The following is a 14,122-nucleotide window of genomic DNA, read 5'->3' as shown; positions in this document are numbered from 1 at the left end:
GAGAGGCGAGTCATGAGCACGAATTGGGATGGGGTGTCGGTGCCGGATGCGGCGACCGTGGTGGTCAAGAAGATCGAGGGTTTCGTCGCCCACCCCTATGACGACAACGGCGCGATCGCCGGGGGCACCTGGACGATAGGCTATGGCTCTATCCGGGACGGCGCCAACAAGCCGGTGACGCCCACCACCCCGAACATCACCGAGGCCCAGGCGGTCAAGCTGCTGCTGCGCGACATGACGGGCGCGGCCAAGGACGTTCACAATCGGGTCAAGGTGGATCTGCTGGTCTGGGAGGCTGCGGGCCTGATCTCCTGGACCTATAATCTGGGCGCCGGCAATCTCGGGGCCTCGACCATGCTGCGCAAGATCAACGCCGGCGACAAGGCCGCCGTGCCGCTGGAAATGCGAAAATGGATCAACCAGGAGGGCAAGCCCTTGGTCGGCCTGCTGCGTCGCCGCTGGGCCGAGGCGGCGATCTTCCTGGGCAAGGATCCGGTCAACGCCATCGTCCGCGCCTGGCGCGAGATCGACTCGCTGGACGACTGGCCGGCGTTCTGATCCATGCTCCCCGCGAGACGGGCTTGCAAAAGATTACGCTTGTGATCTTTAGAGTCTGTGTCGCGTGGGAGGATAGGCGTTGATCGTTGAAGGCAAGGCCTGGGCCTCGACGCCGCCGCCGAAGCGCGGCTGGGTGTTGTTTCGCTGGCTGGTGGTGGGTCTGTTGCTAGCCATTCCGTTGGTGCTGGGCGGCTTGGCCCTGAAGGATCACTTCGACCAGACCAAGGCGATGCCCGCCCTGGAGGCAGACTGGAAGGCCGTGCGCCAGGCGCTCACCGACCGACTGCATCAGGCGGGACCGATCGAGGTCGGCCAGGTCTGGGCCACCCATGATCGCCAGCTGTGCGGCGTGGTCAACGGCAAGGGCAGCTTCGGCGGCAAGACCGGCATGGTCCGGTTCTACGCCGTCGATCGCCAGCCGGTCCTGAAGTTCGACACCGGGATCGCGGCGTTCGAAGAGGCCTTCGAGCCCTGCATGAAGGACCATTGGCTGGTGGTAAAGGAAGGCTCGCAGGAGACCGGCTTTTGCGCGACCAAGGAAGGCGACAAGGTCTGCAATCGGATCAGGTTCTAGGACGCGGAGCTCCAGCTCATCCGCGCGTGGCCTTCTCCGCCGCCTTGGCCGCGTTCCACAACCCGTCCATCTCCGCCAGGTCCGACTGATCCGGCGAGCGGCCATCCTTGGCCAGCTCGGCCTCGATGAATCCAAAGCGGCGGACGAACTTGGCGTTGGTGGCGCGCAGGGCGTCCTCGGGCTCGACATCGAGCTTGCGGGCCAGATTGGCGATGACGAACAGGATGTCGCCCAGTTCCTCGCGGGCCTTGGCCTTGTCGCCGGCGGCGATCTCGACCTTCAGCTCGGCGACCTCTTCGGCCAGCTTGTCGAGCACCTCGTCGGTGGACGGCCAGTCGAAACCGACGCGAGCGGCGCGCTTGGTCAGCTTCACGGCTCGGGTCAGGGCAGGGAGCCCGGCTGGCACGTCGTCCAGCACGCCACCCGCTCTTTCGGCTTTTTGGGCCTTGGCCTGGCGCTCCTGGGCCTTCAAAGCCTCCCAGCCGGCGTTCTGGTCGGCCTTGTCGGCATAGGCATGGTCGCCGAAGACGTGGGGGTGTCGGCGGATCATCTTGTCATTGATCGCCGTGGCCACGCCGGCCAGGTCGAAGGCGCCTTGCTCCTGGGCCATGCGCGAGTGGAACACCACCTGCAGCAGCAGGTCGCCCAGCTCTTCCTTCAGGTCGGCCAGGTCGCCGCGCTCGATGGCGTCGGCCACCTCATAGGCTTCTTCCACCGTATAGGGCGCGACGGTGGCGAAGGTCTGCTCCTGGTCCCACGGACAGCCGCCGTCGGGATCGCGCAGCTTGGCCATGATGTCGATCAGGGTGAAGAGCGGGTGCCCCTCATCACGCGGAGAGTCATTCAGCGGCGGGCTTGGGCGCGAGGAGGGGTGAGACATGCGGTTCCGGGCTCGGGCTGGGGAGGGGCTCGGCCGCGTCCCGTTCGTCGAGCTGACGGCGGATCTCGGCGTGGGCGGTCGCGTCCAGGCGATAGCGCAGGATGATCGCGCACACCAGCAGGGCCAGCACCGCCGGCACGAAGCCGAAGAGACCGATGAGCGCCGCATCGCCTTGGGCGCTGGGAGCCTTGGGGTCGAACCCCAGTTGGGCCAGCAACAGGAACACGCCGATCGCCAGGGCGTGGCCCAGCTTCACGGTGCCGTTGACGACGGCGTAGAGCAGGCCCGTGCGGTCGACGCCGCTGGCCAGCCGCTCCTCGTCGCCGATGTCGGCCATCATCGAGCGCACCAGCAGCGGCGCGGCCGAATAGGGCAGGCCGGCCAGGATCAGCGACACCACGCCAACCACGCTGAAGCCGCGAGGAATGAACACCGAAGCCACCTGGAAGACGGCGTAGACCACGGCGGCGATGGCCAGGGCTCGGTGTTTGCCAAGCCTCTTGGCGAGGGCCGGCCAAATCGGCGAACCACCCAAGGCGGCGACGAAATAGACCAGCAGCATGATGCCGGCCGTCGCCTTGTCGAACCCCTTGATGCGCTCAAAGAAGAAGAAGAACAGCGCGCCGCTGATGCCGGGGGCCAGGCCCATCAGCAGGTCGGCGAGCAGCAGTTTCTGCACCGACGGGCGCTTGATCAGGCCCAGATACTGCTTGAAGCCGGCCTCGTGCTTGACCGGCGGAACGTTCTTCTCGCCGACCACGGTCATGGCCAGCACGAAGGTCAGGGGCAGCAGGACAATGATGAACCAGCCCATGGCATGGATGCCGGCCGCATGGTCGCCCTTGAAGGCGATCGCCAGCAGTGGCGGCAACAGCAGCACCAGGATCATGCCGACCACATTGCCGGCGCTCCACCAACCATAGACTCGCGAGCGTTGCTGATAGTCGGGCGACAGCACCGCGCCCCAGGCGGTGTGCGACAGCACGGCCATGGAATAGCCGAGATAGCAGACCAGCAGGCTAAGCCACAGATAGAGCGGCCCGACCCCCGGCTTGGCCATGAACAGAGCGAAGGCGGCGATCATCAGCACCGGCGCGCCGGCCGCCAGCCAGGGCCTGAAGCGCCCGATGCGCGTGCGCGTGCGGTCCATCATCCCGCCAAGGATCGGGTCCAAGATGATGTCGGCCAGCCGCACCAGCAGGAAGGCCGAGCCCACCACCGACAGCGATAGGCCAAGCTCGCTGACATAGTATTCGGGCAGGTAGACCACCAGCGGCAGGCCCAGGGCCGCCAGCGGCAGGCAGGGCGCGGCGAAGGCCGCCAGGGTCCAGGATGAGCGCCGTCCGGTCATGCTTCCTCGCCACGCAGCGGGTTTGGCCCCGCGTTTATGATCGCCGATCAGACGCCGTGTCGGCGCCCCTGGCAAGTCGCGTGTGAAACGGGCGTTTCAGCGCACTTCACCGAACTGATCCGCGGAAAGACGCACGGCCAGCCTGTCTAAGGCTGTCTCTGCGTCCCGCCATGTTCCGCCATAGCGCGACCAGCGGATGTCGCCTTCGTGCCAGTCATAGGCGATCGGCGTGCGCCCGCCGGCCGGATCGACATCCTCGCTGGAGATGGGTCTCAGCCCCGCGTGTCGTCGGCCGCGGGCTTACGGGCGAGGCTGAACAGCAGCCAGCCCAGCAGGGCCGACAGGATGGAGCCGGCTAGCACGCCGATCTTGGTCTCGTCCTGCAGGAGGGGGGTCTTGAAGGCCAGGTTGTTGATGAACAGGCTCATGGTGAAGCCGATGCCGCACAGGGCGGCGACGCCATAGAGCTGCAGCATCGACGCGCCGCTCGGGCGTTGGGCCCAGCCCAGCTTGATGGCCGCCAGGCTGAAGCCGAAAACGCCGATCTGCTTGCCGACGAACAGCCCAAGGGCAGCGCCCAGGGTGGCTGGCGCGACCAAAGCCGCCGGGCCAATGCCGCCCAAGGCGACTCCGGCGTTGGCGAAACCGAACACCGGCACGACCAGATAAGCGACCCACGGCGCCAGGCCATGCTCCAGGCGGTGCAACGGCGACTGTCGGTCTTCGGTCCGGGCCGGCGACCCCTTCCTGGAGATTTGGGTGATCGGGATGGTCATGGCCAGGATCACGCCTGACAGGGTGGCGTGGATCCCGGACTTCAGGAACATCACCCACAGCACCGCCCCGACCAGCAGATAGGGCCACAGCCTGTCGACCTTGAGCCGGTTCATCGCCACCAGCACCCCCAGGGCCAACGCTGCCCCGCCGAGCGCCCACAGGGTCAGGTGATCGGTGTAGAATATGGCGATGATCAGGATGGCGCCCAGGTCGTCGATGATCGCCAGGGCGGCCAGAAAAATCTTCAGCGAGGCCGGAACGCGCGACCCCAGCAGCGACAGTACGCCCAGGGCGAAGGCGATGTCGGTGGCGGCGGGAATGGCCCAGCCGCGCAGGTTGTAAGGCGCATGGCGATTGATGGCCACATAGATCAGGGCCGGCACGACCATGCCCCCCAGGGCCGCGACGCCGGGCAGCACGCGCAGCGACCAGGTCGAGAGCTCGCCGTCGACCATCTCGCGCTTGATCTCCAACCCGACCAGCAGGAAGAACACCGCCATCAAGCCGTCATTGACCCAGTGGGCCACGCTCAGCCCGGCGATATCGACATGCAGGGCGTGGAAATAGCCGTCGGCCAGCGGTGAGTTGGCGACGAGCAGAGCCAGGGCGGCTGAGCCCATCAGCAGCAGACCGCCGGCGGATCCGGTCTGAAGAAAGGCCCGCAGGGCGGAGCGGGGGAGAGCGGTCGGCATCGGCGGGCCTCGCGAGAATCGACGGCGTGATCTTGGGGGCGTAGGAACGACGTGGCCAGCCAACAGTCCCTCGAACGGCTACAACCCCGCGATCCGCCCAATCGCGTCGATATCCAGCGATCGCTCCAGCACCTCCGCGATCTCGTCCAAGGCCGCGTCGACCTTGCACGCATGGTCGCCTGGCGATACCGCCACGCCCAGCGGCGCCAGCAGGGCCGCGCGGGCGTCGCCGCGTTCGAACAGGCCGTGGACATAGGCCCCCGCCACCCGGCCGTCGGCCGACACCGCGCCGTCCGCCACCCCGCCGTCGAACACCAGCATCGGCCGCGCCACGCCCGGACCGGTCGTGCGACCGATGTGCATCTCATAGCCGGAGAAGGCCGCGTCGCCGTCCAGCAACCGTCCCGAAGCCGCCCGCAGCACCTTGTCGCCGAGCAGCACGGTCTCGACGTCGAGCAGGCCAAGACCCGCCGCCGCGCCGGGCGGGCCCTCGATACCCTCGGGGTCGGACACGGTCCGCCCCAGCATCTGGTATCCGCCACAGACGCCCAGCACCCGGCCGCCGCGCCGGACGTGGGCCAGGATGTCGATGTCCCAACCCTGGGCGCGAAGGAAGGCCAGGTCGGCCAGGGTGGCCTTGGCGCCGGGCAGGATCACCAGATCGGCGTCGCCGGGCACGGGTGTTCCGGGCGGCAGGAAGGAAAAGTCGATGTCAGGATCGGCGCGAAGCGGGTCGAACTCGTCGAAATTAGCGATCCGCGACAGCATCGGCACGACGATCCGCGCGCGCCTGTCGCCGTCGGCGCGGGCCCGGCGCTCCAGCACCACGGCGTCCTCGGCGGGCAGGGCCCGAGCGGGGTGGACCCAGGGAACCATGCCCAGGTCCGGCCAGCCGGTGCGCGCCACGATCTCCCGCCGGCCCTCGTCGAACAGCGAAGGATCACCCCGGAACTTGTTGATGATGAAGCCCTTGATGCGGTCGCGGTCGGCGGCGTCGAGCACCAGGTGCGCCCCAGCCAAGGCGGCGATCACGTGGCCCCGGTCGATGTCTCCCACCAGGGCCACCGGCACGTCGGCGGCGTGGGCGAACCCCATATTGGCGATGTCGCCGGCCCGCAGGTTGGTCTCGGCCGGGCTGCCCGCGCCTTCGACCAGCACGAGATCAGCCTCGGCGGCGAGCAGGCGGTAGCTCTCGACCGTGGTGGCCAGCAGGTCGGGCTTGAGGCCCTGGAAGTCGCGGGCCTTATAGGTCCCGGCCATCCGGCCGCGAACGATGACCTGGGCGCCGACATCGCTCTGCGGCTTCAGCAGCACCGGGTTCATGTGCACGGTCGCGGGCGTGCGGCAGGCCAGGGCCTGCAGCGCCTGGGCCCTGCCGATCTCGCCGCCGTCGCCGGTCACTGCGGCGTTGTTGGACATGTTCTGCGGCTTGAACGGCCGCACGATCAGCCCGCGATTGGCGAACAACCGGCACAGCCCCGCCACCAGGGTCGACTTGCCCACGTCCGAACCACAGCCCTGGATCATCAGCGACGCCATGGCTGTCGGCTACCTTCGTGACTCGGCCGGTATGGCGGCTGGCAGGACGTATCAAGGGTTGCGACGGGCGTACATCCCATGCCTAGTGAAGCTTCCGTTGCTAGCCTGCTGGGAAGAGCTCGTTGAAGCGATATCTGTTGTTGGCGCTGGCCATGCTGGCGTCAGCGAGCCTTGGGGCGCGGCCAGCGGGGGCGGTCACGCCGACCAGCTGTCACGATCGCTATCTGGCGGGCCGAGCTATCCCGAAGCAGGTCGAAGGTTGGGTTTGCGCCGATTCCGCCCTCGCAGGCCTCGAACGCGCTGTCTTCAAGACCTTTGTCGATCAGCGGCGCGTGGATGAATGGGTCTCGATCGCGAGCGAGAATGACCTACGAATAGAGCTCATGAAGTGTCAGGACGCAAAGTGCGTTCGCTATCGCTACCAGGACCGCCTTGACGAGGTGGTGCAAGGCGCGCCGTTCCCCTTATCCCACGGCAGGTCTCTGCATCGCGTCGGCCATTATCCGCGTGCGACGATCTGGAGCCGGGATTTAGGCGGTGGCTGGAGGGTCTTCAAGTTCGACATCGACAACGGACCTCTTCCTGAATCACCGCCGGATAGCGGGGTCGTCCCAGGATTCTATGAGGGTCTTGAAATGTTCGTCGCCGAGATGGTGGATGGTAAGACACGCTATCGGGGTTCCGAGGGGAACGGCTTCGATATCCAGATCCAGAAGAATGGGTTGTGGACAGTCACGCAAATTGGCGAATGCCAATGCGGCGGCAGCCTCAGTTATACCGGCATCTATCGCTGACCATAGCTGGCGCCAACGCCTGGACCCCTCTATATCCCCGGTCACATGACCATCGATCACGACTCCCGCCTCCGGCGGCTGAAGTTCCGGGCCTGGCACCGCGGATTTCGGGAAGCGGACCTCATTCTGGGGCCGTTCGCGGATATTCATGGGCCGAACCTGACGCCTGAGCAGCTCGACACCTTCGAAACCCTGATGGAGGAGTCGGATCGCGAGATCTACGCCTGGATCGTCGGTCAGGAAGCGACGCCGGCCAGGTTCGACACCGATGTCCTGACCCTTATCAAGACCTTCCGGTATGAAGCCCACGCCGTGCGGCCGGTTGGGGACGGGGCCTGAACCTAGTTTTTTAAACCGCTCATCCCGGCGAATGCCGGGACCCAGGTGAAACCCATATGCCGACCCGGACGAATCTGGGTCCCGGCATTCGCCGGGATGAGCGGAATTTGAGTAACAGCAGTCACACCGGCGGCGTTGTCGCTGATCAATCTTTGAAGAGTTGCATGGCCTACGACGCCAAACAGATCGCCAAGGCCGCCGGGGGCCTGACCCTGGCCGGGGCGCCAGAGGGGTTTGACGCCCTGGTGATGGCCGACATCGCCCGGGCGCGCGGCGGGCTGACCGTCTTCGTGGCCCGCGACACCGCGCGGGCCAGCGCCTTCATCGACGCCCTGAAGTTCTTCTCCCCCGAGATCGAGGCCGTGCTGTTCCCGTCCTGGGACTGCCTGCCCTATGACCGCATCGGCCCCTCGGCCGGCGTGGCCGCCACGCGGATGGCCACCCTGCACCGCCTGGCCCAAGGCCTGGGCAAGGACAAGCCGGCCATCCTGGTCACCGCCGCGCCGGCCCTGCTGCAACGCGTGCCGGAGAAGGCCGTGCTGCAACGGGCCAGCTACGGGGCCAAGGTCGGGGGCGTGGTCGATGTGGCCGACCTGGAGCGCTATTTCGCGATCAACGGCTATGTGCGGGCCTCGACCGTCTCGGAGCGCGGCGAGTTCGCGATCCGCGGCGGGGTGATCGACGTCTATCCGCCGGCCGCCGAGGAGCCGGTGCGACTGGACCTGTTCGGCGACACGCTGGAAAGCATCCGGGCCTTCGATCCCGAGACTCAGCGCTCGACCAAGTCGCTGAAGACCGTCGAGCTGCTGCCGGTCAGCGAGGCCCTGCTCGACAAGGCGGGCATTTCGCGGTTCCGCGGCGGATATATCCGCGAGTTCGGCGCGCCGGGCGACGACGCCCTCTACGCAACGGTCAGCGAAGGCGGCCGCCGGGCCGGCCTCGAGCACTGGCTGCCGCTGTTCTATGAGCGGATGGCGACCCTGTTCGATTATCTGCCGGACGGGGCCCTGGTCGGGGTCGACCACCAGGTCACCGAGAGCCGCGACGAGCGCCTGGCGATGATCGCCGACGCCTATGACGCCCGCGCCTCGGCCGACCGCAAGTCGGCCTATCGCCCGCTAAAGCCCGACGCCCTCTACCTGACCGCCACCGAGTGGGATCAGGCGATCGACGGCCGCCCCAACCGCAAGTTCACGCCCTTCCAGCCTCAAGGGCTCGACGTCATCGACATGGGCGCAAAGCTCGGTCGCACCTTCGCCGCCGAGCGGGCCCAGGACAGCGTCAACCTCTTCCAGGCCACCGCCGAACACGCCACCACCCTGGCCGGGCAGGGGAAACGCGTGCTGTTCGCGTCGTGGTCGGAAGGCTCGTCCGAGCGCCTGGGCATGATGCTGGCCGATCATGGCCTGACCAGGATCCACTTCGCCGCCTATTGGCAGGCCGCCAAGGCCGCCGATCCCAAGGTCCCGCAGCGCGTGGTCCTGCCGCTCGACAACGGTTTCGAGACCGACACGCTTGTCGTGATCTCCGAGACCGACATCCTCGGCGACCGCCTGGCCCGGCCGCGCAAGAAGCGTCGCGCCGCCAATTTCCTGGCCGAGGCCAGCGCCCTGACCCCTGGCGACCTGGTCGTCCATATCGACCACGGCATCGGCCGCTACGAAGGCCTCAAGACCCTCGATGTTCAGGGCGCGCCGCACGACTGCCTGGACCTGCTGTATGGCGGCGAGAGCAAGCTGTATCTGCCGGTCGAGAACATCGACCTGCTGACCCGCTACGGGGCCGACGGCGAGAACGTCCAGCTGGACAAGCTGGGCGGCGCGGCCTGGCAGGGGCGCAAGTCCAAGGCCAAGGAACGGCTGCGGATCATGGCCGAAGGCCTGATCCAGATCGCCGCCGCCCGCCAGCTGAAGTCGGTGGAAGAGACTGAGCCGCCGCACGGGGTGTTCGACGAGTTCTGCGCCCGCTTCCCCTATGAGGAGACCGACGACCAGTTGTCGGCCATCGCCGACGTGCTGGAGGACCTCGGCTCGGGCAAGCCGATGGACCGGCTGATCTGCGGCGACGTGGGCTTTGGCAAGACCGAGGTCGCCCTGCGCGCGGCTTTCGTGGTGGCGATGAGCGGCAAGCAGGTGGCCATCGTCTGCCCGACGACGCTTCTGGCCCGCCAGCACTACAAGACCTTCAAGGACCGCTTCCAGGGCTGGCCGGTCAAGATCACTCGCCTGTCGCGCCTGGTCACCGGCAAGGAGGCCGCCGAGACCCGCGAGGGCCTCGCCAATGGCCAGCTGGAGATCGTGGTCGGCACCCACGCCATCCTGTCCAAGCAGGTGTCGTTCAAGGACCTGGGTTTGGTCATCGTCGACGAGGAGCAGCATTTCGGGGTCAAGGCCAAGGAGAAGCTCAAGGAGCTGCGGGCCGACGTCCACATGCTGACCCTGACCGCCACGCCCATCCCGCGCACCCTGCAGATGGCGCTCAGCGGCATCCGGGAAATGTCGATCATCGCCACCCCGCCGGTCGACCGCCTGGCGGTGCGCACCTATATCAGCCCCTTCGATCCGGTGACCCTGCGCGAGGCCCTGCTGCGCGAGAAGTATCGCGGCGGCCAGGCCTATTATGTGGTGCCGCGCATCAAGGACCTGGAGGAGATCGAGAAGTTCCTCCGCGTCCAGGTGCCCGAGGTCAAATATGTGGTGGGCCACGGCCAGATGGCCCCGACCCAGCTGGAAGACGTGATGACCGCCTTCTATGAGGGCCAGTACGACGTGCTGCTTGCGACGACGATCGTCGAGAGTGGGCTCGATATTCCCTCGGCCAACACCCTGATCGTCCACCGCGCCGACATGTTCGGCCTGGCTCAGCTCTACCAGATCCGCGGCCGGGTCGGCCGGTCCAAGGCGCGGGCCTACGCCTATCTGACCACGCCCAACGAGAAGACCATCACCCTGTCGGCCGAGAAGCGGCTGAAGGTGCTGCAGTCGCTGGACAGCCTGGGCGCCGGCTTCCAGCTGGCCAGCCACGACCTGGACCAACGCGGCGGCGGCAACCTGCTGGGCGACGAGCAGAGCGGCCACATCAAGGAGATCGGCGTCGAGCTGTACCAGCAGATGCTGGAGGACGCCGTCGCCGAGCTGCGCCAGCGCCAGGGGGCCGAGGCCCTCAGCGAGGATCGCGGCTGGTCGCCGCAGATCAATACCGGCGCTGCGGTGATGATCCCCGACGAATATGTGCCCGACCTGAACGTGCGGCTGTCGCTGTATCGCCGCCTTTCGGAAGCCGAGAAGTCCGCCGACCGCGAGGCCCTGGCCGCCGAGCTGATCGACCGCTTCGGTCCGCTGCCGCCCGAGACGGATAGCTTGCTCAAGGTCGTCGCCATCAAGGGCCTGTGCCGCGAGGCCAATGTCGCCAAGATCGACGTCGGCCCCAAGGGCGCGGTCGCCAGCTTCCGCAACGACATCTACGCCAATCCGATGGCGCTGATGCAGTTCGTGGCCAAGAACAACATCGTCTGGAAGGTGCGTCCCGACCAGAAGGTGGTGATCAAGGGCGAGTGGGACACGCCCGCCAGGCGGCTCGACGCGGCGGAGAAAATCCTCGTGCAGTTGGTCAAGCTGGCCAAGGACGCCTGAGCCGGCGATTGGGGACATGCGCATGTCCCCCGTCAGCAGACGTCAATGCTCGGTGGATAGGAAGCAAAGTCTCGCGATTTCAACGCGTTGAATTTTCTCGACCTGATTTGATGCTCCCCCTGTCAGACCGCCCGCATACTGGTCTCACCTGAGAGCACGGGGAGGGCGCACGTACGGCGACCGAGGCGGCTTTCAGGGGTGGTCGAGCGGGAAGGCTTGTCCGCCGTGCTCTCACAAGGAGCGCCCCAGGTCGGTTCGGAGCAGGTTCACCCTTGGTGACAAAACTCTGGCGCCCGGGGTAGGCGGGCAGGCCGACAGGTGCGGGCTGAAATCGCCCGCACGGTCCGGAAGGGTTAGCCGCCCTTCCGCCCGCCGGGGGCCCACTTCGAAAGCGGGTTAAGACCCCGCGCGTCGATGGCTCCCGTCTGAAGGCCACGCGAAGCGTCCGACCTTGTCGAAACGGTACATCTACTCAAAGCTATTCCGGGCGAGGCCCGGGCGCTTCGCACCCTTCCCAATTCGCCTCACAGCCAGATTGGCGTGAGATCACACCGACTTGCCCCCACCTGGCGACTTCGTCGCCTGTCGCGGCGAGGGGGCGGAGCTCAGTCGCGCAAGGCTCCGCCCCCTATGGGGGCGGACAGACCGCGAAGCGGTCAGGTGGGGGCAAGTGGGTGAGCCCCTAAACCTTCTTCGCCCGTCCCGCCCGGACATTGTCGATGGCCAGTTTCAGCGCTTCCATGTCGGCTCCGGCGATCATCTTGTCGCCGACAAAGAAGGCCGGCGTGCCTTCGATGGCCAGGGCCTCGGCCAGGGCGTGGGTGTCGGCCAGGTGCTGGGTGGTGGTGGCGTTGGTCGCCACGGCCTGGGCCTTGGCGACATCAATGCCGACCTCGCCGGCGATGCGGATCACGGCGGCGGCGTCCAGGCTCTTCTCGGCCATCAGGCGCTGATGCAGAGCGATGGTCTTGCCCTGGTCCTTGGCCCCCAGGACCATGCGGGCGGCGACCTCGGAATCATGGCCGAAGATCACGAAGTCCTTGAACACGAACCGCACGTCGGGGTTTTGCTGGATCAGCGCCACCACCTGCGGCGCGGCCAGCTTGCAGTAGCCGCAGCGGTAGTCGAAGAACTCGACCACGGTGATCGAGCCATTCGGATTGGCCACGAAGTCACGTGGATCGCGCTCCAGCGCCTGGCGATACTTGCCGATGACGTCCTTGGCCTTCTCGGCGGCCTGGCCGGCCTGCTTTTCCTGCAGCTTGGCGCTGACCTCCATCAGCACTTCGGGATTGGCCAGGAGATAGGCATGGACCTTGTCGCCGAAAGCCTTGTCCGGCTTGGCCGGGCCGCAGGCGATAAGGGAAAGGGCGGCGAGGGACGCGGCGGCCAGCGCCAGCGGACGTTGAAAGGGCATGGAGGTCTCTGGAAAGGGCGGCGACTAGCGGCGCAGGCCCGAGGTGACGGCGCCTTCCTTGGCCAGATCCTTGAGGTCCTGGTTGGAAGGGTTGGAGGTCAGGACGATGTCGGTGGCGCGACGCCATTCGACGCTGTCCTTCTTGAGCAGTTCCCGGGCTCGCATGGCGAAGACGCGGGCCTCCTGGGTGGCGCCCATGTTGAAATACTGCTCGGCGGTGGCCAGGCGGGCCTCGCCGTCCTCGCCGCGCTGGTCATAGGCCTGGGCCAGCAGGCGCCAGGCCACCGAATTGTCGCTCTCGTCGATCAGCGAGCGCTTCAGTTCGGCGATGCCCTCCTCGACCTTCTTGGGGTCGCTCTGGCCGATCAGGGTCTGGCCCAGATTGACCCGCAGCAAGGCGGCGTCAGGCTTCAGCGCCACCGAGCGGCGCTGGGGCTCTTCGGCCTCCTTGACACGGTTAAACTCGAACAGGATCTGGCCCTTGAGCTCCCAGAGATAGGGATTGTTCGGGTTCTCGGCGATCAGGCCCTCCAGGATTTTCAGGGCCCGGTCGGGCTCCTTCATCTGGTAATAGGCGATGGCCCGGGCATAGCGGGCTGGAAAGCCGCGATCGCTTTCCTTGTACTTGACGATCGCCACGCCGGGATTGATGAAGCCCTCCAGCTTGGCCTTCATGATCTCGTGTTCGGCCAGGGACTCCGGATCATCGACGGCGTTGTAATGCGCTTGCTTCTCGACCCGGCCGCGCAGGGCGTCGATCCGGTCGCCCGACAGCGGGTGGCTGCGGAAATAGGCGAAGCGCCGCGACTGGTCGAAGACCTCCTGATAGCGGAAATTGTCGAAGAACTCGACCAGGCCGCGACCCGACTGGCCGGTGGCCTCCAGAAAGCCCGCGCCGGCCTGGTCGGCCCGGGACTCCTGGTCGCGGCTGTAGCCCAGGGCCCCCAGGGCGCCGAAATACTGGGCGTTGCCCATCAGCACGGCCCCGGCGTCGGGGGCGCCGGCCAAGGCGGCCAGCACGCCCAGGCCCATGGTCAGGATCATCGGCTTGAGGCCGGCCTTCATCATCTCGTCGGAGCGCAGCGGGTGAGCGCCGGCCAGGTGGCCGGTTTCGTGGGCAATGACGCCCTTCAACTGGTTGGGCGTCTCGGTCTGAAGGATCAGGCCGGTGTTGAGACCCATCATCAGGCCCTGGGTGGCGAAGGCGTTCAGTTCCTTGTCGCCGACCAGCAGGATACGCACCGTCTTTGGGTCCAGGCCCGCCGCCGCATAGATCGGGTCGGCGTCGCGGTGCAGGATTTCCTCGATCTCGGTGTCGCGGATCAGGGAGGCGCCGTTCTGGGCGCTAGCCGGCGTGGCCGGCGTCAGCGTGGCCACGAGCAGGATCAGCGCCGAAAGCGCCGAGCCGGTTCGCAGACCGTTCTTGCCGGAAGCCGCCCAACTGCGGGAGGTCATCGAAGCTCTCCTGATCGCGCCCCCGCGCTCAAACAGCAGTCTAACGCGGTTCTCGGCGACCTGGGAACAGCGGTCAATCGAGTCCCCCACGGATATAGTGGTGAAGGTCGGCGG

At 66.9% G+C, this 14,122-nt stretch carries 11 protein-coding genes; 5 read left to right on the top strand and 6 right to left on the bottom strand.

What is annotated here, in order from left to right; genetic code table 11:
- Positions 1 to 12: 12 nt before the first annotated feature.
- Together ACP694_RS07730 and ACP694_RS07725 are read left to right on the top strand one after the other, a co-directional pair.
- A complete protein-coding gene (locus ACP694_RS07730; RefSeq protein ID WP_426011557.1) occupies positions 13 to 558 on the top strand; it encodes a lysozyme in 546 nt (181 codons plus the stop codon).
- 79 nt (positions 559 to 637) lie between these two features.
- A complete protein-coding gene (locus ACP694_RS07725) occupies positions 638 to 1,132 on the top strand; it encodes a hypothetical protein (protein WP_426011556.1) in 495 nt (164 codons plus the stop codon).
- Positions 1,133 to 1,148: 16 nt separating this feature from the next.
- On the opposite strand, the gene mazG is transcribed toward ACP694_RS07725, so the two are convergent.
- From mazG to ACP694_RS07705, 4 genes are all read right to left on the bottom strand, one after another.
- The gene (mazG, locus tag ACP694_RS07720; RefSeq protein ID WP_426011555.1) at positions 1,149 to 2,012 is read right to left on the bottom strand and encodes a nucleoside triphosphate pyrophosphohydrolase; all 864 of its coding nucleotides are present in this window, start codon (positions 2,010 to 2,012) and stop codon (positions 1,149 to 1,151) included.
- Complete coding sequence (locus tag ACP694_RS07715) at positions 1,972 to 3,363, bottom strand: MFS transporter (protein WP_426011554.1); 1,392 nt, start codon at positions 3,361 to 3,363, stop codon at positions 1,972 to 1,974. The genes mazG and ACP694_RS07715 overlap by 41 nt, the downstream gene beginning before the upstream one ends.
- A 272-nt stretch (positions 3,364 to 3,635) precedes the next feature.
- Positions 3,636 to 4,832 (bottom strand): Na+/H+ antiporter NhaA, encoded by a 1,197-nt coding sequence (gene nhaA, locus ACP694_RS07710; RefSeq protein ID WP_426011553.1) that lies wholly within the window; start codon positions 4,830 to 4,832, stop codon positions 3,636 to 3,638.
- Positions 4,833 to 4,910: 78 nt separating this feature from the next.
- Complete coding sequence (locus ACP694_RS07705; RefSeq protein WP_426011552.1) at positions 4,911 to 6,371, bottom strand: cobyric acid synthase; 1,461 nt, start codon at positions 6,369 to 6,371, stop codon at positions 4,911 to 4,913.
- Between the two features lie 122 nt (positions 6,372 to 6,493).
- On the opposite strand from ACP694_RS07705, the gene ACP694_RS07700 reads away from it, so the two are divergent.
- From ACP694_RS07700 to mfd, 3 genes are all read left to right on the top strand, one after another.
- Positions 6,494 to 7,165, top strand: a complete 672-nt coding sequence (locus ACP694_RS07700; protein WP_426011551.1) for a hypothetical protein — start codon at positions 6,494 to 6,496, stop codon at positions 7,163 to 7,165.
- 45 nt (positions 7,166 to 7,210) lie between these two features.
- On the top strand, positions 7,211 to 7,504 hold the full coding sequence (locus ACP694_RS07695; RefSeq protein ID WP_426011550.1) for a succinate dehydrogenase assembly factor 2: 294 nt from the start codon (positions 7,211 to 7,213) through the stop codon (positions 7,502 to 7,504).
- A 164-nt stretch (positions 7,505 to 7,668) separates the two neighbouring features.
- Positions 7,669 to 11,136 carry a transcription-repair coupling factor gene (gene mfd / locus ACP694_RS07690; RefSeq protein WP_426011549.1) on the top strand — a complete coding sequence of 1,156 codons (3,468 nt, stop codon included), beginning with the start codon at positions 7,669 to 7,671 and terminating at the stop codon, positions 11,134 to 11,136.
- Between the two features lie 682 nt (positions 11,137 to 11,818).
- Here the strand turns inward: mfd and ACP694_RS07685 are convergent.
- Both ACP694_RS07685 and ACP694_RS07680 read right to left on the bottom strand, forming a co-directional pair.
- On the bottom strand, positions 11,819 to 12,553 hold the full coding sequence (locus ACP694_RS07685; RefSeq protein WP_426011548.1) for a DsbA family protein: 735 nt from the start codon (positions 12,551 to 12,553) through the stop codon (positions 11,819 to 11,821).
- Between the two features lie 24 nt (positions 12,554 to 12,577).
- Complete coding sequence (locus ACP694_RS07680) at positions 12,578 to 14,008, bottom strand: M48 family metalloprotease (protein ID WP_426011547.1); 1,431 nt, start codon at positions 14,006 to 14,008, stop codon at positions 12,578 to 12,580.
- Positions 14,009 to 14,122 lie beyond the last annotated feature (114 nt).

The sequence above is a fragment of the Caulobacter sp. DWR2-3-1b2 genome (assembly GCF_049896345.1).
Taxonomy (GTDB): domain Bacteria; phylum Pseudomonadota; class Alphaproteobacteria; order Caulobacterales; family Caulobacteraceae; genus Caulobacter.
Note: the sequence above shows the minus strand (reverse complement) of the source record. Positions and strands in the feature narration are given on the sequence as shown.